General features: G+C 69.8%; 18 protein-coding genes. 3 read left to right on the forward strand and 15 right to left on the reverse strand.

What is annotated here, in order from left to right; all coding sequences use genetic code 11:
- Positions 1-44: 44 nt before the first annotated feature.
- From ACFWHT_RS07675 to ACFWHT_RS07740, 14 genes are all read right to left on the reverse strand, one after another.
- A complete protein-coding gene (locus tag ACFWHT_RS07675) occupies positions 45-3,314 on the reverse strand; it encodes an SNF2-related protein (protein WP_378827008.1) in 3,270 nt (1,089 codons plus the stop codon).
- A gap of 64 nt (positions 3,315-3,378) precedes the next feature.
- Positions 3,379-3,789 carry a transcription antitermination factor NusB gene (nusB, locus tag ACFWHT_RS07680; RefSeq protein ID WP_378827010.1) on the reverse strand — a complete coding sequence of 137 codons (411 nt, stop codon included), beginning with the start codon at positions 3,787-3,789 and terminating at the stop codon, positions 3,379-3,381.
- Between the two features lie 2 nt (positions 3,790-3,791).
- Positions 3,792-4,355, reverse strand: coding sequence for an elongation factor P (gene efp, locus ACFWHT_RS07685; protein WP_378827012.1), 564 nt, complete (start codon positions 4,353-4,355; stop codon positions 3,792-3,794).
- Between the two features lie 126 nt (positions 4,356-4,481).
- The gene (locus tag ACFWHT_RS07690) at positions 4,482-4,931 is read right to left on the reverse strand and encodes a type II 3-dehydroquinate dehydratase (RefSeq protein ID WP_378827013.1); all 450 of its coding nucleotides are present in this window, start codon (positions 4,929-4,931) and stop codon (positions 4,482-4,484) included.
- Between the two features lie 29 nt (positions 4,932-4,960).
- On the reverse strand, positions 4,961-6,040 hold the full coding sequence (gene aroB / locus ACFWHT_RS07695) for a 3-dehydroquinate synthase (RefSeq protein ID WP_378827015.1): 1,080 nt from the start codon (positions 6,038-6,040) through the stop codon (positions 4,961-4,963).
- Positions 6,037-6,567: a shikimate kinase gene (locus ACFWHT_RS07700; protein ID WP_378827949.1), complete on the reverse strand. Its 531-nt coding sequence runs from the start codon at positions 6,565-6,567 to the stop codon at positions 6,037-6,039. Before ACFWHT_RS07700 ends, aroB begins: the two co-directional genes overlap by 4 nt.
- A complete protein-coding gene (gene aroC / locus ACFWHT_RS07705) occupies positions 6,554-7,783 on the reverse strand; it encodes a chorismate synthase (RefSeq protein WP_378827017.1) in 1,230 nt (409 codons plus the stop codon). Before aroC ends, ACFWHT_RS07700 begins: the two co-directional genes overlap by 14 nt.
- A 4-nt stretch (positions 7,784-7,787) precedes the next feature.
- On the reverse strand, positions 7,788-8,612 hold the full coding sequence (locus ACFWHT_RS07710; protein ID WP_378827019.1) for a shikimate dehydrogenase family protein: 825 nt from the start codon (positions 8,610-8,612) through the stop codon (positions 7,788-7,790).
- Position 8,613: 1 nt separating this feature from the next.
- The gene (gene mltG, locus ACFWHT_RS07715; RefSeq protein ID WP_378827021.1) at positions 8,614-10,068 is read right to left on the reverse strand and encodes an endolytic transglycosylase MltG; all 1,455 of its coding nucleotides are present in this window, start codon (positions 10,066-10,068) and stop codon (positions 8,614-8,616) included.
- A complete protein-coding gene (ruvX, locus tag ACFWHT_RS07720) occupies positions 10,061-10,543 on the reverse strand; it encodes a Holliday junction resolvase RuvX (protein ID WP_378827023.1) in 483 nt (160 codons plus the stop codon). The genes mltG and ruvX overlap by 8 nt, the downstream gene beginning before the upstream one ends.
- Positions 10,540-13,200, reverse strand: a complete 2,661-nt coding sequence (alaS, locus tag ACFWHT_RS07725) for an alanine--tRNA ligase (protein ID WP_378827025.1) — start codon at positions 13,198-13,200, stop codon at positions 10,540-10,542. The genes ruvX and alaS overlap by 4 nt, the downstream gene beginning before the upstream one ends.
- A 67-nt stretch (positions 13,201-13,267) precedes the next feature.
- Complete coding sequence (locus ACFWHT_RS07730; protein ID WP_378827027.1) at positions 13,268-13,456, reverse strand: hypothetical protein; 189 nt, start codon at positions 13,454-13,456, stop codon at positions 13,268-13,270.
- 66 nt (positions 13,457-13,522) lie between these two features.
- Positions 13,523-14,152: a 30S ribosomal protein S4 gene (gene rpsD / locus ACFWHT_RS07735; RefSeq protein WP_337331178.1), complete on the reverse strand. Its 630-nt coding sequence runs from the start codon at positions 14,150-14,152 to the stop codon at positions 13,523-13,525.
- A gap of 171 nt (positions 14,153-14,323) precedes the next feature.
- Entirely contained in the window at positions 14,324-15,655 is a 1,332-nt protein-coding gene (locus tag ACFWHT_RS07740) for a replication-associated recombination protein A (protein WP_378827029.1), read from the reverse strand.
- Between the two features lie 95 nt (positions 15,656-15,750).
- Here ACFWHT_RS07740 and ACFWHT_RS07745 point away from each other — a divergent pair, with 95 nt between their 5' ends.
- The 3 genes from ACFWHT_RS07745 to ACFWHT_RS07755 all read left to right on the forward strand — a co-directional run bounded on the left by ACFWHT_RS07745 (position 15,751) and on the right by ACFWHT_RS07755 (position 18,106).
- A complete protein-coding gene (locus ACFWHT_RS07745; RefSeq protein ID WP_378827030.1) occupies positions 15,751-16,068 on the forward strand; it encodes a hypothetical protein in 318 nt (105 codons plus the stop codon).
- Between the two features lie 58 nt (positions 16,069-16,126).
- The gene (locus ACFWHT_RS07750; protein ID WP_378827032.1) at positions 16,127-17,473 is read left to right on the forward strand and encodes a DUF349 domain-containing protein; all 1,347 of its coding nucleotides are present in this window, start codon (positions 16,127-16,129) and stop codon (positions 17,471-17,473) included.
- A 66-nt stretch (positions 17,474-17,539) separates the two neighbouring features.
- Complete coding sequence (locus ACFWHT_RS07755) at positions 17,540-18,106, forward strand: SAM-dependent methyltransferase (RefSeq protein WP_378827034.1); 567 nt, start codon at positions 17,540-17,542, stop codon at positions 18,104-18,106.
- On the opposite strand, the gene ACFWHT_RS07760 is transcribed toward ACFWHT_RS07755, so the two are convergent.
- A complete protein-coding gene (locus tag ACFWHT_RS07760) occupies positions 18,093-20,345 on the reverse strand; it encodes a RelA/SpoT family protein (protein WP_378827037.1) in 2,253 nt (750 codons plus the stop codon). The genes ACFWHT_RS07755 and ACFWHT_RS07760 overlap by 14 nt on opposite strands.
- Positions 20,346-20,382: the final 37 nt, after the last annotated feature.

Below are 20,382 nucleotides of genomic sequence, written 5' to 3' on the forward strand. Positions count from 1 at the left end.
TGTGCGCCAGGGGTGCGCGGCCGGTGGCGCCGTGCCACCGGGGATCAGGTCTCCAGGAGACCGCGGATGTCGTCGGCGGTCAGCGCCTGGGCGAACAGCTCGTCGTCGTCCATCACTGCGGTGAACAGACGAGCCTTGCGCTGCTGCAGTGCCAGCACCTTCTCCTCGATGGTCGCTGCGGCGATCAGACGGTACACGAACACGCGGCTCGTCTGACCGATGCGATGGGTGCGGTCGATGGCCTGGGCCTCGGCAGCGGGGTTCCACCACGGGTCGAGCAGGAACACGTAGTCCGCCTCGGTGAGTGTGAGACCGAACCCGCCCGCCTTCAGGCTGATCAGGAACACGGGCTGGTCGCCCGTGCGGAACTCCTCGATCACCTGGCTGCGGTTGCGTGTGGACCCGTCGAGATGCACATGCGGCACGCCGGCGGCGGTGAGACGCTCGGCCGCGAGGTCGAGGAAGCTCGTGAACTGACTGAAGACCAGAGCGCGGTGGCCCTCGGCGCGCAGCTCGTGCACGTGCTCGAGGAGGACGTCGAGCTTGCTGGAGGCGATCGACGCGTCGGCCGGGTCGATCAGGCCCGGGGCGAGAGCGAGCATCCGGAGCATCGTCAGCGACCGGAAGACGATGAAGCGGTTGCGGTCCAGATCGGCCAGCAGCCCCAGCAGCTTCTGCCTCTCGCGCTGCAGGACGGCATCGTATCTCGCACGGTGCGCGGGCGAGAGTTCGACGAAGACCTCCTGCACCTGCTTCTCGGGCAGCTCCGCCGCGACGAGCTCCTTGGTGCGGCGCAGCATGAGCGGGCGGATGCGACGGCGCAGCCGGTCGAGTCGACGTCGACGGTACTCGCCGCCCTCCTCGTTCTCGGGCACCTTACCCTGTTCGATGGGCTGCACGTACTCCTCGCGGAACCTGCGGGCGGAGGGGAACAGCCCGGGCGCGGTGATCGAGAACAGAGCCCACAGATCCGTCAGGCTGTTCTCGAGCGGTGTTCCCGTGACGGCGATCTTCACGCGGGCGCGCAGCGCGGCGATGGCCTTGTGAGCTTTCGTGGCCGGGTTCTTCGCGAACTGGGCCTCGTCGAGGATGACGCCTGCCCACTCCTGGCCGGCGTACTCGCCCTCGTCCAGCCGGAGCAGCGTGTACGACGTCACGATGACATCCGCCTGCGCGGCGAGCTCGCGCAGGTCCTCGTCGCGCCGTGCGGCGGTTCCCTCGACGACGTGCACGCGCAGCCCCGGGGCGAAGCGCGCCGCCTCGCCGCGCCAGGTGCCGAGCACCGAGGTCGGGGCGATGACCAGGAAGGGCGCCGACTCCCCCGTCTCGCGGGCGTGCGCCATCAGCGACAGCAGCTGCAGCGTCTTGCCGAGCCCCATGTCGTCGGCCAGGATGCCGCCGAGCCGATGCCGCCAGAGGAAGGCGAGCCAGTCGAATCCCTGCTTCTGGTACGGGCGCAGCGTGGCGTTCAGTCCGCGCGGGACCTCCGTCGGCGGAACGTGCTCGACATCGCGGAGGCCCTGCGCCAGCGCCCGCCAGGAGACGGCCGCCTCGGACTGGTCGGCGAGGTCCTCGAAGTCGGCCCACAGCGCCGTCTGATGCCTGCTGATGCGCGGGCCGGTCTCCCACTCGGCGAGGTCCGCCGCCTCGTCGATGAGGTCGCGAAGGGTCTGAAGGGCCGGATGCGCCAGGGAGAAGTACGTGCCGTCCACGAGCAGCAGCTTGGTGCGGCGCATGCTGAGGGCGGTGAACAGCGGGGTGAAGGGGATCGAGACCCCGTCGACCTTGACGATGATGCCGAGATCGAACCAGTCGGGGTCCGGGGAGTCCACGGTGGACACGGTGATCTCGGGCGCTCCGGTCAGTTCGCGGTACTTCTTGCGTCTGCCGGTGACGACGACGCGCACCTCGCTGTCCTCGAAGGCGGGAAGCACTGTCGCAGACCATTCCGCCGTCGCGACTCCGAGGTGGGCGGCACGGGCGTCGAACGGCGCCGGCGTCGCCGTGCGCCAGATCCGCTCCAGCTCGCGCAGCGACTGCCGTTCGGCCTCCTGGTCACGGAACGGATGATCGGGCGGGATGGGGATGTCGGGCTCGACCGGGACGGATCCGTGCCCGCGGTACTCCCATTCGAACCGGTGCGTCACCCGGTCGGCCGCGCCGAAGGTCACGTGCAGCACCGGTTCCGGCTTCGCCGGTGCGGGCAGCTTCAGCCCGGGGGCCGTCGTGACGCTGCCCTGTCGGGCGATCGTCGGGTACGCCTCGGCCAGGAACAGCTCCCGGTCGTCAGCGGAGACGTCGATGGGCATCTCGGTGGTCACCGCGGCGCGGACCGTGGCGGACAGCGCGACCGGCGCCAGGACGACGTGCAGCTCGGCGCCCGCGACCTCCCAGCGGTACACGCCGGTCGAGCCGATCGGCCGGACGGACGCCGGGGGCACCTCGGTGCCGTCGATGTGGATCAGCGCGCTGACGCGCAGTCCGCCGTCGTCAGCGGCGTCGATCCGGATGCCTGCGGTCGCGACCTCCGCGAACCGGGCGGTGGTGTGCTTCTGTGTGGGGACGAGCGGGATGCCCAGGCCTCCGAGCGCGTGCAGGTGCTGCCAGAGCAAGGGCGATTCGACCCGATCCAGTGGAATCCACTCGGTCGCGGTGCCCGAGAGCAGCGAATCGCGGGCGATCGCGAGGAAGTCCGTGAACCAGCGCGCCTGCGCGCTGTCGAACCTGCCGCTGGGACGGCGGATGCCGTCCCAGGTCGCATCACCCTGCACCCACCTGCCGGTCGACTCGCTGCGCATCAGCGGCCGCACCGCGAGCTGGACCTCCCCGTGCTCGCGTGCGAGCTCGCGCGGTGTGGCGGTGCGCGCCGGGGCAGCGCCCCAGCGGTCGGCGGAGCGGGGTGGGCGCACCCGCAGCTCGACCCCCAGGGCGAGGGGCGTGATGGCGCCGTGGTGCGGTGCCTGTGGGACCAGGCGCCTCCACGCGGCGCGCTGCGCTTCGCGCCTGGACTCCGCGGCGGCACGCTCCCTGCTCTCCTGCTCGGGGGCGACCAGCAGCGCGGCGACGGTGTGCTTGCAGGCGGTGCGCACCGGACACGAGCAGGTCGCGGAGAGGATCTCCCCGCCCCGGAACCGCACGACACAGCGGTACGGCATGGCATCGCCGCCGTAGACCTCGGCGTGCAGCGTCTCGGATCCGGCATCCCACGACGTGTGCTGGACCTGGCCACGGCGTGCGTAGTCCAGGCCGCGCTGGTAGCCGCCGTCGCCGGCGAGCCGACGCAGCTGCTGCGCGCTCGGTCGCGGAATGCTCATCCGAGCATCCTCATGGCTGCCGCCGACATCCGCCGTGACTCAGCCGAGCGTCGCCCGGCACCGCTCACTTCGCCCGGTCGATGCGCGCCAGCACGCCGTGGACGAAGGAGCCCGAGTCCTCGGTGGAGAGCTCCTTGGCGAGCTCGACGGCCTCGTCGATGGCGACGGCCGTCGGCACCTCGTCGTTGTAGAGGATCTCCCAGGCACCGATCCGCAGCAGGGCGCGGTCGACCGCGGGCATCCGCTCGATCTTCCAGTCACGGCTGTGCGTGGTGATCTGCTCGTCGATCTCGTCGTGATGATCGATGATCCCGTCCACGATGTCGCGCGCGTACAGCCAGGACGCCTCACGGGAGGGCTCGTTGGCGGCGCGCCTGGCGGCGGCCGCCAGGGACACCGAGACCTCTTCTCCGCGCACGTCGGCGGAGAAGAGGATGTCGAGGGCGCGCTTGCGCGCCTTGGTGCGAGCGCTCAAGGTCAGTCGTTGACCCGGCCGAGGTAGTCGCCCGTGCGGGTGTCGACCTTGACCTTCGTGCCGGTCTCGAGGAACAGCGGCACCTGGATCTCGTAACCGGTCTCGAGCGTGGCGGGCTTGGTGCCGGCCGAGGAGCGGTCGCCCTGCAGGCCGGGCTCGGTGTACGTGACCTCGAGCACGACGGATGCCGGCAGCTCGATGTACAGCGGGTTGCCGTTGTTTAGCGCGATCTGCACCTGCTGGTTCTCGAGCATGAAGTTCGCGGCGTCGCCGACGGTCGCAGCGGGGACGTTGATCTGGTCGTAGTCCTCCTGGTCCATGAACACGAAGCTGTCGCCGTCGGTGTACAGGTAGGTGAAGTCGCGACGATCGACGTTCTCGATCTCGATCTTCGTGCCGGCGTTGTACGTCTTGTCGACGGTCTTGCCCGTGACGACGTTCTTGAGCTTGGTGCGCACGAACGCACCGCCCTTGCCGGGCTTGACGTGCTGGAACTCCACGACGCTCCAGAGCTGTCCGTCGATCTTGATGACGACGCCGTTCTTGATGTCTGCGGTGGATGCCATGCGGGTGGGAGTCCGTTCGTTTGTGGAGGGCGATGGCCGGCGCGGATGCGCGCAGAGAAGTGGCCGAGAAGCGATTCTATCCGATGGCCGGAATCGCCGGGTCTCACCGACGTCGAATCGGAGGGCCTAGCCCCTGCTGAGCAGTGCGATCAGCTCCCGCACCGCCTGCGCGTACCCCTCGACGCCCTTGCCGACCACGCGCACGGCGGCCACGTCGTCGAGGTACGAGAAGTGGCGGAACGCCTCGCGGGCGTAGACGTCCGAGACGTGCACCTCCGCGAAGGGCATTCCGACGCCGGTCAGCGCATCGCGCAGCGCCACCGATGTGTGGGTCAGGCCGCCGGGGTTGATGACGATGCCGACGCAGTCCTCGCGCGCGGCGTGGATCGCATCGATCAGCACGCCCTCGTGATTGCTCTGGACCGCGCGGATCTCATAGCCGGCATCCGTCGCGGATGCGGTCGCGAGCCGCTCCACATCGGCGAGTGTCGCCGTGCCGTACACGTCTGGTTCGCGAGTGCCGAGCAGATTGAGGTTGGGGCCGTTCACGAGCAGCAGGCGATGGGGTGCGGACACGCTCCGCACATTACCAGCGCCCGGTCGATTCAGTCGGAGACCTCTTGGTATGCGGCGAACAGCAGCGACTCGTCGGGTGCTTGCAGGACGGTGGGCTTGGCGATGTCGTCGAGCAGGATGAAGCGCAGCATGCCGCCGCGCGCCTTCTTGTCGCGCTGCATGGTCGCCAGCAGCGTTCGCCACGCGCCGGCGCGATACGTCGTGGGCAGGCCCAGAGATTCCATGACGCTCCGGTGCCGGTCGACGGCATCGTCCGAGAGTCGGCCGGCGAGACGCGAGAGCTCGGCGGCGTACATCATGCCGATCGAGATCGCCGCCCCATGGCGCCACTGGTACCGCTCGGCGTGCTCGATCGCATGACCCAGCGTGTGTCCGTAGTTCAGGATCTCCCGCTGCCCCGCCTCGCGGAAGTCGCTCGAGACGACCTTGGCCTTCATGTCGATCGCGAGCTCGACCGTGCGCCGGAACTCGTCCGTCGTCGGGTCCACGGCGCGCTGCGGTCCCGCCTCGATGATGTCCAGGATCTCCGGCGCCCAGATGAAGCCCGCCTTCACCACCTCGGCGTATCCCGCGGTCGCCTCGTTCGCGCTCAGGCTGCCCAGCTCGTCCAGATCGCCGATCACGGCGCGAGGCGCCCAGAACGCGCCGACGAGGTTCTTGCCCTCCGCGGTGTTCACACCGGTCTTGCCGCCCACCGCGGCATCCACCAGTCCCAGCACGGTCGTGGGCACCTGCACGACCTGCACACCACGCAGCCAGGTCGCGGCCACGAAGCCGGCGAGATCGGTGACGGACCCGCCGCCGTAGCCGATCACCGCGTCGGTGCGGGTGAAGTCGGCCTGACCCATCACCTGCCAGCAGAACGCCGCGACCTCGATTCGCTTGCCCTGCTCGGCATCCGGGATCTCGGCGAGCAGCACCTGCCTGGCACCATCGGCCATGAGGCGGTCGCGAAGCTCGGCGGCGCGATTCGCCAGAGTCGGCGGGTGCACGACCAGCACCTTGCGCACAGCCGGGTCCAGTGCTGCCGCGACGCGGTCGAGGATCCCCCGGCCCACGATGATGTCGTAGCTCTCGGCGCCGGTGACGCTGATGGTGGTCGTGGTCATGCCTGTTCCTTCCTCCATGCGGCGATCTCCTCCGCGATCATCCTCATCGGGCGGCGGGAGGTGTCGACCGTCAGATCGGCGACCTCCTCGTACCAGCCCCGGCGCTCGGCGAAGATCGTCCGCCAGCGCTGCACAGGGTCTTCCTCACCGGCGAGCAGGGGTCGTCCGGCGCCGCGGACGCGATGCGCCACGGCCTCCGCGCTCACCGTCAGGAACACGACGGGCTCACCGGCCAGCAGGTCGCGTGTGCCGGCATCGGTCACCGCTCCCCCGCCCAGCGAGACGACACCCCCCTCGCGAACAGCCGACGCAACCTCTTCGCGCTCGATCATGCGAAATCGCTGTTCGCCGTGTTCGGCGAAGATCTGCGGGATCGGTCCATGCGCGGCGGCGATCCGCTTGTCGGTGTCGATGAACGGCACGCTCAGCAGACGCGCGACCTTGCGGCCCACGCTGGTCTTACCGGCAGCCATCGGGCCGACGAGAACCAGGGTCAGCGGTCGCCCGTGCGGCTCAGGAGAGCTCATCATGGGCGAGCAGGGCCGCCTCCGACGCGGGAGCAGTCCGGAGCGACGCGGGGATGGCCTCGAGGTACGCGTCGAGGTTGCGCCGGGTCTCGCGGATGCTGTCGCCGCCGAACTTCTCGAGAACGGAATTCGCCAGCTCGATCGCGACCATCGCCTCGGCGACGACGCCGGCCGCGGGAACGGCGCACACGTCCGAGCGCTGATGATGCGCGGTGGCCGCCTCGCCGGAGGCGACATCGATGGTGCGCAGCGCATGCGGAACGGTCGCGATGGGCTTCATGCCCGCGCGCACGCGCAGCACGGTACCGGTCGTCATGCCGCCTTCGGTGCCGCCGGCGCGATCCGAGGCGCGCGCGATGCCGTCATCGGTGACGAAGAGCTCGTCATGCGCGGCCGAACCCCGGCGGCGCGTGGTCTCGAAGCCGTCGCCGACCTCGACGCCCTTGATGGCCTGGATGCTCATCAGGGCCTGTGCGAGACGACCGTCCAGCCGGCGGTCCCAGTGCACGTGGGAGCCGACCCCGGGCGGCAGGCCGTAGGCGAGCACTTCGACGATCCCGCCCAGTGTGTCGCCGTCCTTACGAGCGGCGTCGACCTCGGCGACCATCCGTGCGGAGGTCGCCGGGTCGAAACAGCGCAGCGGGTCGGCGTCGAGCGAGTCGACGTCGTCGGGCGCCGGGATGCGCGACCCCTCGGGCACCTGCACCGGACCGATGGAGAGCGTGTGGCTGACCAGGCGGATCCCCAGCTCGGAGAGGAAGGCCCTGGCGACCGCGCCGAGCGCCACACGCGCAGCCGTCTCGCGCGCACTGGCGCGCTCCAGGATCGGGCGCGCCTCGTCGAAGTCGTACTTCTGCATGCCGACGAGGTCGGCGTGCCCCGGGCGGGGCCGGGTCAGCGCGGCTCCGCGACCGCGAGACTTCTCGGTGAGCTCGGCAGGTGCGGGGTTCATCACCTCGGTCCACTTCGGCCACTCGGTGTTGCCGATCCGCAGAGCGATCGGGCTTCCCAGGCTCTTGCCGTGACGCACTCCGCCGGAGATGGTCAACTCGTCCTGCTCGAACTTCATCCGCGATCCGCGCCCATAGCCCAGCTTGCGGCGCTGGAGGTCGGCCTGGATGGCCGTGGCGTCGACCGTGACACCGGAGGGCAAGCCCTCCATGACGGCGATGAGTTCGGGACCGTGCGATTCGCCGGCCGTGAGCACGCGGAGCATTGCTCTAGTCTCCCATGGCCGCAGACCGCATGACGGCCACGATGACGTCCTCGTCGTCCAGCGGACGATCCTGCGTGCCGAGAAGGAAGATGCGGATCTGTCGCACGGCCTGGTGCAGCAGCATCTCGAAGCCCGAGATCACCGTCGGGTCGGGCCAGTTCGCCGCCAAAGCCGACGGCCACGGTGCATAGGCGGCTTCGAAGAGCGCGCCCCCTGCCGACCCCAGCTCGGCGGCGACCGTGCCGTCGAGCTCCGTGCCACTGGGCAGCGTCGCGACGGTGGCGTCGACGCCGTCCGCGGGCTCGTCGAAGGCGCGGACGGTCACGGTGACGCCGAGCTCGGCGCCGATGCCGGTGAGCCGCTGCGCCGCCTGCGGGCGGCGGGCGCGGATCTCGGCCGACCCGGCGCCCAGATCGTGTGCGGCGACGAGGGCGGATGCCGCCGTCGCACCAGCCCCCAGGATGCGCACCGAGCGCACCTGCCGCACGCCGGCGCCGCGGAAGGCGTCGACGATCCCGCCGACGTCGGTGTTGAATCCGTGTCTGCGCTCGTCCAGAAGCAGCGTGTTGACGGCACCCGTGAGTCTTGCGTGCACATCCAGGGTGTCGGCCGCGTCGTGCGCGACCTCCTTGAGCGGCATTGTGAGCGACAGACCGCGCCAGGACGAGTCCAGGGCGCCGAGAGCCGCCGCGAAGCCACGCGCATCCACCCGCGACCGTCCGTACTCCCAGTCCAGTCCGAGGCGTCGGTACGCCGCCGCGTGCAGCGCCGGCGAGCGGCTGTGCCCGATCGGATCGCCCCACACGGCGAGCCGGGTCCGGGAGCTCATCTCAGCAGCCCGTGCCGGGGTTCGCCTTGCACCAGGCCTGCATCTTCCTGATCCCCTGCTGGTGCTCCTCGTAGGTGGTGGAGAACTGGGTCTCTCCGGTCGCCATGTCCACGGTTACGAAGTACAGCCAGGGCCCGTCCACGGGATGCATCGCGGCGTCGATCGCCGCATCGCCCGGGTTGGCGATCGGTGTGACCGGCAGACCGGTGATGACATACGTGTTCCAGTCGTTCTCGTCGTGCTGAGCCTTCGCAGAGGTGCTCGCCGAGCCGGCGTGGAGCTCGCCGAAGCCGTACTGCGCGGTCGAGTCCATCTGGAGCTTCATGCCGTCATCGAGACGGTTCTGGATGACACGCGACACCTTCGCGAAGTCCGGCGTGCGGGCTTCGCGCTCGATGATGGAGGCGATGGTCAGCACGCGCTGCGCATCGGCATCCGGCACGCCGGCCGTGTCGAGCGACTCACGCGTGCGCTCGACCATCCGCGCGATCACGTCCTGCGCCGTGGCGCCGGGATCGAACGTGTAGACCGCCGGGAACAGCCAGCCCTCGAGCGTGCTCGCATCCACTCCATACGCACCGGGGTCCTTCACGGCGGCCTGCAGGTCCTCGAGCGGGATGCCGACGCCGTCGACGATACGAGGCAGCGACGATTCGATCGTGCCGCCTTCGGCGATGCGCACGGTGTTCTCCATGCGGTTGGCCGGGTCGTCGAGCGCCTTGAGCGCGGCGGCGGCGGTCATCTTCTGCTGCAGCTTGTAGACGCCGGGGTAGAAGGTGGCGCCGGGGTTCTCCGCGATGAGGTAGTCGTAGAACACGCGATCGGTCTTCGTCACGCCCGCCTCGAACAGTGCGGTGGACACGGGTGAGCCGGTATCGCCCGTCTTGATCGTGACCAGCGCCTCGCCGGTCGCCTGTCCGGCCTCGTAGTCCTTGGGCTCACCCCAGCCCATGATCTCGTTGATCCGGTCGCCGTAGGTGTTCATCGCCCAGACGCCGCCCGCGGCGATGCCGCCGAGCACGACCAGCAGGATGATGAGACCGACCAGGCAGCCCCGGCCGCGCTTCGACTTGGGAGCGACGCGATGCTGTTCCGGCGCGAAGAGGTCGTCGATCCCGCCGATCGCGTCGCCATCGCCGTCGAGAGGGCGTGCGGCCGCGCTGCCCGGAGCGACAGATGCGTTCGCGCCAGGCGCTGCTCCTGTGTCGACTCCCGGCTCCGCAGCGGCGTCCTGCCCCGCGCCCGCCGCGGCTGCAGTTGCGGCTGCGTCGACCGTGGCATCCCCGTCGCCGACCGCAGCCCCGGGCGTCTGACGCGCCTCACGTCGCGCGCGTCTCGAGCCCGGCGCCGCGTCATCGCGCGTCTCCCGCTCGGGCAGCGGCGAGGCCGCGGTGGGGAGGTTCTCGAACAGATCCCCCAGGCCGGGGCGCTTCGCGGAACCCTCGGGCTCAGTCATCGCTGCGGGACTCCTCGTCGAGGTCGATCGTCGCACCGGCGGGGTTCCCGGTGCTCTTCTCGGTGTCCACCGCGTGCTGCAGGAGCACGACCGCGGCCACCTGATCGACAATGCTACGAGACTTCTTCTGGGATCTCCCCGAAGAACGCAGTGCGGCGTGCGCCGTCACCGTGCTCAGCCGCTCGTCGACGAGGCGCACGGCCACCCCGGTGCTCCGGCCGACCGCACGGGCGAAGTCCCTGGCATCCGTCGTCGACGGCGTGTCCTCGCCCCGCATGTTCACGGGCAGACCGACGACGACCTCCAACGGCTCCCATTCGCGCACGAGCTCGGCGATGCGCTGAACAGAGGCCTCCGTCCGCGGCACCGTCTCGACCGGCACGGCGAGCATCCCGTCAGGATCGCAGCGGGACACGCCCACCCGTGCCTTCCCGACGTCGATGCCGAGACGGACGCCGCGACGGAAACCCGTCACGCTGCCGAGAGCTCCGCGACCACGGCGTCGAGCGCGGCGTCCAGCGCCGAGGCGTCTGCTCCGCCGCCCTGCGCGACATCGTCCTTGCCGCCTCCTCCGCCGCCGAGCACGCCCGCCGCGACGCGCACCAGTGCGCCGGCCTTGGCGCCTGCCGCCCGGGCCGCCTCATTGGTCGCGACGACGACGATCGGCCGACCGTTCGCGATGCCGCCGAACGCCACCACTGCAGCATCCGATCCGAGCCGTTCGCGCACGCCCAGGGCGAGTGTGCGGACGTCATCGGCGGAACCCACCTCACCCAGCGCGCTCGCGGCGACACGATAGCCGCCGACCGTCCGCGCGCCATCCGCCAGAGCGGGCACGCGCCCTTCACGCTCCTTCGCCTCGAACTGCGCGATGCGCTTCTCGGCGATCTTCAGGTTGGCCTGCAACTCGTCGATGCGAGCGGACAGCTGGTCGCGGGGCGCCTTCAGCGCCGCGGACAGCTGAGAGACCACCGCGCGCTCGGCGGCGAGCTCGCGGAACGCGTCCTGGCCCACCAGCGCCTCGATGCGGCGGTTCGACGCGCCGACGGACGACTCGCCCACGACGCTCACCAGCCCGATCTCGGCACTCGAGGAAACATGCGTACCCGCGCAGAGCTCGCGCGACCAGGGACCGCCGATGTCGACCATCCGTACGACATCGCCGTACTTCTCTCCGAACAGCGCCATGGCGCCGGCGTCCTTCGCCTCATCCAGGGAGACGATGCGCGTGGTCACCTCGAGGGCGTCGCTCACCGCGCGGTTGGTGATGTCCTCGATCTCCGAACGCGTCTCGGCCGACAACGGCTGCGACCACGCGAAGTCGAAGCGCATGTAGCCGGCGCGATTCAGCGAGCCGGACTGCGTCGCGGTCTTGCCCAGGGTGTCGCGCAGGGCGGCGTGCACGAGGTGCGTGGCCGAGTGAGCCTGCCGTGCGGCGCGACGGTTGGCGGCGTCGACCACCGTCGTCGCACGATCGTCGACCGACACGCTTCCCGTCGCCACGTGCACGGTGTGGCTGATGAGCCCGGGCACCGGGCGCTGCACATCGAGCACGTCCAGCTCGAAGCCCGATCCGACGATGGTTCCCCTGTCCGCCACCTGTCCGCCCGATTCGGCGTAGAGGGTCGTCTCGGCCAGGATGACCTCGGCGACCTGCCCCTCGGCCGCGGTCTGCACCGGGGCGCCGTCGACGATCAGCCCGAGGACGCGGGTCTCGGCCTTCAGATCGGTGTAACCCGCGAAGCCCGTCTCGCCCAGGGCGCGGAACTCGCGGTAGACGGACACATCGGCGAGCTGACGCTTGCGATTGCGTGCATCGGCCTTGGCACGATCGCGCTGCTCCTTCATCAAGGAGTCGAAGGCGGGGCGATCGACCTCGAGCCCGGCCTCCTCGGCGACCTCGAGGGTGAGGTCGATCGGGAAGCCGTACGTGTCGTGCAGCAGGAACGCCTCCGGGCCGCTCAGCGTCGACCCGCCGGTCTTCTTCGTCTCGGCGAGGGCGAGATCCAGGATCGTCGAACCCTGCGCGAGCGTGCGGCGGAACGTCTCCTCCTCGGCGAAGGCGGCGGACGACAGCGTCGTCCACTCCGTCTCCAGCACCGGGTAGGCGGACTTCATCGCGTCCCTCGACGCGGCGAACAGCTCGGGGAAGGCAGGATCGTCCACACCGAGCAGACGCATCGCGCGGACCGTTCGGCGCATGAGTCGGCGCAGGATGTAGCCGCGGCCCTCGTTGGAGGGACGGACCCCGTCCGAGAGCAGCATCAGCGACGAGCGCACATGGTCGGCGATCACGCGGAAGCGCACATCGTCCTCGTGCGCGACGCCGTACTTCCGGCCGGAGAGCTCGACGGCGCGGTCGAGTACGGGACGGACCTGATCGGTCTCGTACATGTTCTCGACGCCCTGCTTGAGGAAGGCGACCCGTTCGAGTCCCATTCCGGTGTCGATGTTCTTCATCGGCAGTTCGCCCACGATGTCGAACTCGGTCTTGCCGCGGATGTTCTCGATGAAGTCCTGCATGAACACGAGGTTCCAGATCTCCAGGAAGCGCGTGTCGTCCGCTGCAGGGCCGCCGTCGCGGCCATAGGCGGGACCCCGATCGAAGAAGATCTCCGAATCCGGACCGCCGGGGCCGGGCTGGCCGGTGTTCCAGTAGTTGTCGGCCCGTCCGAGCCGCTGGATGCGCTCGGGCTTGAGCCCGATGACGTCGCGCCAGATCGCCTCGGCCTCGTCGTCGGTCTCGTAGATCGTGACCCAGAGGTCCTTCTCGTCGAAGCCGAGGCCTCCGTCCGACTCCGACGAGGTCAGCAGCTCCCACGCGTAGCGGATGGCGCCTTCCTTGAAGTAGTCGCCGAAGGACCAGTTGCCGAGCATCTGGAAGAACGTGCCGTGCCGGGCGGTGCGGCCGACCTCTTCGATGTCGTTCGTGCGGATGCACTTCTGCACATCGGCGATGCGGGGGTGCGGCGCGGGGACGACTCCGGTGAGGTACGGGATCATCGGCACCATCCCGGCGACCGTGAACAGCAACGAGGGGTCGTCGCTGACCAGGGACGCCGAGGGGACGATGAGGTGGTCGTTCTTCTCGAAGTAGTCGAGATAGCGCTGCGCGATCTCCGCAGTTCTCATAGTGCTCGTGGGTTTCCTTGCGTGGCGGAGCCGCGTCCTGCGACGCGACGGGATGGATCGATCGTGGTCAGTCGTCTGCGGGATCCGCGAGACGCGCTTCCTGCTGCCGGTACGCCTCACCGAGGATGCCGGTGAACTCCGAGATGCGCGCATCGATGTCGGCGAAGATCTCCTGACCGCGGGGGTCCTTGTTCATGAAGTGCGCGGCGACGAACCCGCCGATCACACCGATCAGGAACCAGAGCAGATTCTTCATTCCGCCATCCTACGACGAGAGGCGCCGGGGATATCCCCCGACGCCTCTCGTGCGGATGCTGTCAGATCAGCGAGCCGCGTAGTACTCGACGACCAGCTGCACTTCACAGGTCACGGGGACCTCGGCGCGCTTCGGGCGACGGACCAGGCGGGCCTGCAGCTTGTCGAGCTCGACCTCGAGGTAGCCGGGCACCGGAGGCAGGACCTCGGCATGACCGCCGGCGGCTGCGACCTGGAAGGGCTCGAGCCCCTCGGACTTCGCCTTGACGTGGATGAGCTGACCCGGCTTCACGCGGAACGACGGGCGGTCGACGAGCTGACCGTCGACGAGGATGTGACGGTGCACGACCAGCTGACGGGCCTGCGCGGTGGTGCGGGCGAAGCCGGCACGCACGACGAGGGCGTCGAGACGCATCTCGAGCAGCTCGACCAGGTTCTCACCGGTCAGGCCGTCCTTGCGGCGGGCCTCGTTGAACGCGATGCGCAGCTGCTTCTCGCGGATGCCGTACTGCTCGCGCAGGCGCTGCTTCTCACGCAGACGGACGGCGTAGTCGCTGTCGGCCTTGCGCTTGGTGCGGCCGTGCTCACCGGGAGCGTAGGGACGCTTCTCGAGGTAGCGGGCGGCCTTCGGGGTGAGCGGGATGCCCAGCGCGCGGCTGAGACGGACCTTGCGGCGGTCCTGGGACTTCGTGACCACGAAGCGTTCCTTCCATGACGCGGTCGTGTCTTTCACGACTCGCGGACGTATCGCCTCGGTTCCGCCTTCCCGCCGCGCACGCCGGGGCACGTCGGGAAGTGATGCAGGAGTGGAGGGATGCCCGAAAACTGGGTTTCGAGCCGGTCCATCCTATCAGATCCGGTGCGGGGCTCAGCCGTCGCCGAGGATGCGTCGGATGCGCTCGAGCCGGGCCGAGACCTCGCGCTCGGCACCGAGGTTCTTCGGCGCGTAGTAGCGCCGCCCGGCCAGCTCCTCGGGCAGATACTGCTGGGGCACGATCCCGGCATCGCTGTCGTGCGGATACCGATAGCCCTTTCCATGGCCCAGGCGCTTGGCGCCCGCGTAATGCGCGTCGCGCAGGTGGATCGGCACGCGCCCGAATCCCCCCGAGCGGACATCGGCGATGGCTTGGTTGATGGCCAGGTAGGCGGCGTTCGACTTCGCGGTGGTCGCGAGATAGATCGTCGCCTCCGCGAGCGGGATGCGCCCCTCCGGCATTCCGATGAAGGCGACCGCATCGGCGGCCGCCGTCGCGATGGTGAGCGCCTGCGGGTCGGCGAGACCGATGTCCTCCGCCGCGGAGATCACCAGGCGTCGCGCGATGAACCGCGGGTCCTCCCCCGCCTCGATCATCCGCGCCAGGTAGTGCACCGCGGCATCCGGGTCCGATCCGCGGATCGACTTGATGAAGGCGCTGATCACGTCGTAGTGCTCGTCGCCCTGCCGGTCGTACCGGAGCAGAGCGCGGTCGACGGCCTGGGCGACGTCGTCGTCGGTGACCGTCTGCGCCTGGCCGGCATCCGACCGCGAGAGCGCGACCGCAGCGGCCGCCTCCAGGCCGGTCAGTGCCCGCCTGCCGTCGCCCGAGGCCAGACGGATCAGGGCGGCGCGCGCCTCGTCGGACACACCGACCGCGCCGGCGAGACCACGCGCATCGGTCACCGCGCGGTCGATCAGGACGCCGATGTCCTCGTCGGTGAGCGGCTTCAGCGTCAGCAGCAGTGACCGGGACAGCAGCGGGGAGATCACCGAGAACGACGGGTTCTCCGTGGTCGCGGCGATCAGGATCACCCACCCGTTCTCCACTCCGGGCAGCAGGGCGTCCTGCTGCGCCTTGGTGAACCGGTGGATCTCATCGAGGAAGAGGATCGTCGTCTGGCCGTAGAGGTCGCGCTGGGTGATCGCCTCCTGCATCACCTCGCGCACGTCCTTGACGCCGGCCGTGATCGCCGAGAGCTCGACGAAACGGCGGCCCGAGGAGCGGGCGATGGCCTGTGCCAGCGTGGTCTTGCCCGTGCCCGGAGGGCCCCACAGGATGATCGAGACCGCGCCGGGTGAGGCGGCATCGGGATCCGCGAGCGCCACGATGGGCGATCCGGCGCGCAGCAGGTGCTGCTGGCCCGCCACCTCGTCGAGCGACACCGGCCGCATGCGCACGGCGAGCGGTGTCTGCCCGGAGAGCAGCGGAGCGGGTGAGGTCATCACTCCAGGCTAGCCGTGGTCTCCGACACGGCGGCCGCTCACCGGTAGGCTCGCACCGTCGGCCCCGCCGTGGGCCATGCCGAGAGAGGAACGAGATGGCGGTACGCGGTTCCCGCGGCGCGCAGCGCGCCCGGACGGATGCCGAGCGTGCGCGGCTCTACGCCGCGCGCACGGCGTGGCACGACCAGGTGAAGCGGCGCCGACGGCGCGACACGGTGATCGCCGTGCTGGCCGGCGGTGTGATCGTCGTGTGTGCCGTGGTCAGCCAGACCGTGCACGCTCAGGTGACCGCGCCGGAGCCGACGCCGTCCGCACCGTCCGAGTCCCCGACCGCTCCGGAGCCGACACCTCTGATCTCGACTCCGACCGGCCAATCCCCCACCCCAGCGCCCACGCAGACTCCCGACGAGTGAACTAGGCTGAGCAGCGTCCTTTCCCACTCCCGCGGGATGACCGCGCAAGGAGAACACCGTGTCTGACGACAACGCCCCCAAGCCCGCCCCTCCCGTACCCGCACCGCCGCGCAGGCCCCTGCCCCGTGTCGCCCCGGTCGCGGCGCCCGCTGCCGCTGCCGTCTCCCCCGTGGTCTCGGATGCCGCCGAATGGGGGCGCGTGACCGAAGACGGCACCGTCGAGGTGCGCGAGGGCGAAGACTGGCGTGCGGTCGGGCAGTACCCCGACGGCACCGCCGACGAGGCTCTCGCCTACTACGCGCGCAAGTTCGACGACCTGGCCGTCAAGCTCGGGACGCTCGAGACCCGAGCCCAGGGCGGCGGCGGTTCGGCATCCGATCTGACCAAGCAGGCCACCCACCTGCTCGACGAGGTCACCGGGGCTGCCGCCGTGGGCGACCTCGCGGGTCTGCGCACGCGCATCGAGACTCTGCTCGCGTCGCTGTCCGAGGCCGCCGCCAAGGAGGCCGAGGCCGCGAAGGCGGCGCTGGACGCCGCCGTCGCCGAGCGCACCGGAATCGTCGAGAAGGCCGAGGCCGTGGCCGCTCGTGACCTCGCGAAGGTGCAGTGGAAGCAGGTCACCGTCGAGATGACCGAGCTGTTCGACGCCTGGCAGGCGCACCAGCAGAACGGTCCTCGCCTTCCCAAGGGCACGGCGCAGCAGCTCTGGAAGCGGTTCCGCGACGCCCGGGCGACCGTCGACAAGGCCCGGCGGGCGTTCTTCTCCGAGCTGGATGACGTGCACCGCGCGGCGCGCGACGTGAAGTCCCGGCTGGTCGAGCGCGCCGAGGCCCTCGCTCCCCGGGGCGTGGACGGCATCCCCGCCTATCGCACGCTGCTGGACGAGTGGAAGGCTGCCGGCCGGGCCGGTCGCAAGGCCGACGACGCCCTCTGGGCGAAGTTCAAGGCCGCCGGCGACGCGCTGTACGCGGCCCGTGCGGAGCAGGCGGCGGCCGAGGAGGCGGACTCCGCTCCCCGTATCGAGGCGCGCGAGACGCTTCTCGAAGAAGCCAAGGCCGTGGCCGACGAGTCGAACCTCAAGCGCGCACGCGCGCTGCTCACGCGCATCCAGCGCCAGTGGGACGAGATCGGCCGCATCTTCCCGCGTGAGAAGGAGCGCGCACTCGATGACCGCATGCGCAGCATCGAGCAGGCGCTCAAGTCGCGTGAGGACGTCGACTGGAAGAAGAACAACCCCGAGACCAAGGCGCGCGCGAACGACATGAGTTCGCAGCTGGTCGAAGCGATCGAGAAGCTCGAGGCCGAACTGGCGGCGGCCGAGGCAGCCGGCGACAAGAAGGCGGCGAAGGAGGCCGGCGAGGCCCTCGCCGCCCGCCGTGCCTGGCTCAGCGCTCTGGGCGGCTGATTCCGCGTTATCCACAGTGTGGGCCGTGCCCTCCCTCGACGGGAGCGCACGGCCCACACTGTTAACGTGCATCCCGCTCTCTTCTACCGGCCCGGTGAACGGCTGTCGCTCCCCGAGCTCGGCGCCGCACGCCTCGACGGTCATGTCGTCGAGGTCGGCGAGGGCTTCATGCCCGCCGACACTGTGGAGGGGGCGGAGGCCAGGGCGGCCGGCGTGGCCGGGCTCGTTCTGCCGGGGACCGCCGCGTGCGGGCCGACCGCCGCCTGGATCCACGGCGCCGGCGACCGGCCGCCTGTCGTCCACCATGTGCGACGGACCAGTTCCACGCGGCGACGTGTGCCGTTCGCCGGGCGTGTGATCCATCATGAGCGTCGCGCGCCGGCGCACGAGCTGCAGGACATCTCGGGCGTGAGCGTGGTGACCCTGGTGCCCACGGCCGTCGAACTGGCCTTCAGCGCAGCGATGGGCGACGACGACGGCTGGCTGTTCGCACTCGTCGTCGCGCACCCCTGGCTCCGGCAGCGCCTGCGAGACGAGATCGCCGGCATGCCTCGTCGTCCGGGACGACGTGGTGCGGCCCGCGTCGTCGAGGAGCTGGCGGCTGTGCCCTGCCCGCTTCTCAGGAGGTCGTGACGCGGTACACGTCGTAGACGGCGTCGATGCGGCGCACGGCGTTGAGCACGCGGTCGAGATGCACGGAGTCGCCCATCTCGAAGACGAAGCGGCTCAGGGCGAGACGCTCGTCGGTCGTGGACACGGTCGCCGAGAGGATGTTGACGTGATGCTCGCTGAGCACGCGCGTGACGTCGGACAGCAGCCCTGATCGGTCGAGCGCCTCCACCTGGATCTGCACCCGGAACACGCTCTTGGTGGTCGGCGCCCACTCCACCTCGACGAACCGCTCCGAGTCGCTGCCGAGCGCCTTGATGTTCACGCAGTCGGAACGGTGCACCGACACGCCGCTGCCGCGTGTGACGAAACCGACGATCGGATCGCCGGGCACCGGCGTGCAGCAGCGGGCGAGCTTGACCAGGATGTCCGACGCACCGCGGACGAGGATGCCCGAATCCCCGCCGCGGCTCTCCCGTGGGGGAACCTGCCCCGGCAGCTCGATCGCGCCGGTGCTGGTGTCCTCCTCGACTGTGACCAGCGCGGTGACCTTCTCGAGCACCGACTGGGTCGAGACGTGCCCCTCGCCGACGGCGGCGTACAGCGCGGAGACATCCTCGTACCGCAGCTGCCGGGCGACCTCGGCGAAAGACTCCTGACTCATCAGGCGCTGCAGCGGCAGGTTCTGCTTGCGCATCGCCCGGGCGATCGACTCCTTGCCCTGCTCGATCGCTTCCTCGCGTCGCTCCTTCGTGAACCACCCGCGGATCTTGTTGCGCGCGCGGGTGCTCTTCACGAAGCCGAGCCAGTCCTGGCTCGGCCCGGCATCCGGGTTCTTCGAGGTGAACACCTCGACAACGTCGCCGCTCTTCAGCTCGGACTCGAGCGGCACGAGGCGTCCGTTGACCTTCGCGCCCATCGTGCGATGGCCGATCTCGGTGTGCACGGCGTAGGCGAAGTCGACGGGCGTCGCTCCGGCGGGCAGGCCGACCACCCGCCCCTTCGGCGTGAAGACGTAGACCTCCTTCGCGCCGATCTCGAAGCGCAGGGAGTCGAGGAACTCACTCGGATCGGCGGTCTCGGCCTGCCAGTCGGAGATGTGCGCGAGCCAGGCCATGTCGGCATCGGTGCGGCGCGGGTCGACCTTTCCGCCGTTCATCCGCTCCTTGTACATCCAGTGCGCGGCGACGCCGAACTCCGCCTGCTGGTGCATCTCGTGCGTGCGGATCTGGATCTCGACGGTGCGACCGGAGGGCCCGATGACCGTGGTGTGCAGCGACTGGTACAGGTTGAACTTCGGTGTGGCGATGTAGTCCTTGAAGCGGCCGGGCAGGGGCGTCCAGCGCGCATGGATCGCTCCCAGCACGGCGTAGCAGTCGCGCACCGAGTTGACCAGGACGCGGATGCCGATCAGGTCGTAGATGTCGTCGAACTCGCGCCCGCGCACGACCATCTTCTGATAGACCGAGTAGAGCTGCTTGGGCCGGCCGACGACCCGACCGCGGATCCGCAGCTCGCGCAGATCCTCGTCGATGGCCTCGATGACCTGCTGCAGGTACTTCTCGCGCTGCGGCGTGCGCTGCGCGATGAGACTGTTGATCTCGGCGTAGATCTTCGGGTGCAGCACCGCGAAGGAAAGGTCCTCGAGCTCGGACTTGATCGTCTGGATGCCGAGCCTGTTCGCCAGCGGCGCATAGATCTCGAGCGTCTCCTTGGCCTTCTTCGCCGCCTTCTCCGGCGGCACGAAACCCCAGGTGCGCGCATTGTGCAGGCGATCGGCCAGCTTGATGAGCAGGACGCGGATGTCCTTCGACATCGCGACGATCATCTTGCGGACGGTCTCGGCCTGGGCGCTCTCGCCGTACTTGACCTTGTCGAGCTTGGTGACGCCGTCGACCAGCATGGCGACCTCGTCGCCGAACTCCTCGGTCAGCTCTGCGAGGGCGTACCCGGTGTCCTCGACGGTGTCGTGCAGCAGCGCTGCGGCGATGGCTCTGGGCCCCAGTCCGAGTTCGGCGAGGATCTGAGCGACGGCGAGCGGGTGGGTGATGTACGGCTCGCCGCTCTGGCGCACCTGACCGGCGTGCTTGTCGCGCGCGACGCGATAGGCGCGCTCGATGACGGGCAGGTCCCCGCGGGGATGGTTGGCCCGGACGGTGCGGATGAGGTTGTCGAGGTCGTTGACCCGTGGCGCGCGCGAGAAGATGCGCGGGACCAGCCTGCGCAGGCTGGAACCCTGCGATGTGACCTGCGAATCCGCCATCTGTGCTCCTGTCGCGCGATGATCCCATCCTACGCGG

This window comes from Microbacterium sp. NPDC058342 (assembly GCF_042723935.1).
GTDB lineage: Bacteria > Actinomycetota > Actinomycetes > Actinomycetales > Microbacteriaceae > Microbacterium.

Bases quoted from the DNA above. Each gene is read 5' to 3' on its own strand.
- mltG (WP_378827021.1), bottom strand. From the start codon at position 10,068: ATGACTGAGCCCGAGGGTTCCGCGAAGCGCCCCGGCCTGGGGGATCTG.
- aroB (WP_378827015.1), bottom strand. From the start codon at position 6,040: ATGACCACGACCACCATCAGCGTCACCGGCGCCGAGAGCTACGACATC.
- aroC (WP_378827017.1), bottom strand. From the start codon at position 7,783: ATGCTCCGCGTGCTCACGGCCGGCGAATCGCACGGTCCCGAACTCATC.
- alaS (WP_378827025.1), bottom strand. From the start codon at position 13,200: ATGAGAACTGCGGAGATCGCGCAGCGCTATCTCGACTACTTCGAGAAG.
- efp (WP_378827012.1), bottom strand. From the start codon at position 4,355: ATGGCATCCACCGCAGACATCAAGAACGGCGTCGTCATCAAGATCGAC.
- ACFWHT_RS07700 (WP_378827949.1), bottom strand. From the start codon at position 6,567: ATGAGCTCTCCTGAGCCGCACGGGCGACCGCTGACCCTGGTTCTCGTC.
- ACFWHT_RS07675 (WP_378827008.1), bottom strand. From the start codon at position 3,314: ATGAGCATTCCGCGACCGAGCGCGCAGCAGCTGCGTCGGCTCGCCGGC.
- ACFWHT_RS07730 (WP_378827027.1), bottom strand. From the start codon at position 13,456: ATGAAGAATCTGCTCTGGTTCCTGATCGGTGTGATCGGCGGGTTCGTC.
- ACFWHT_RS07740 (WP_378827029.1), bottom strand. From the start codon at position 15,655: ATGACCTCACCCGCTCCGCTGCTCTCCGGGCAGACACCGCTCGCCGTG.
- ACFWHT_RS07710 (WP_378827019.1), bottom strand. From the start codon at position 8,612: ATGAGCTCCCGGACCCGGCTCGCCGTGTGGGGCGATCCGATCGGGCAC.
- ACFWHT_RS07745 (WP_378827030.1), top strand. From the start codon at position 15,751: ATGGCGGTACGCGGTTCCCGCGGCGCGCAGCGCGCCCGGACGGATGCC.
- ACFWHT_RS07760 (WP_378827037.1), bottom strand. From the start codon at position 20,345: ATGGCGGATTCGCAGGTCACATCGCAGGGTTCCAGCCTGCGCAGGCTG.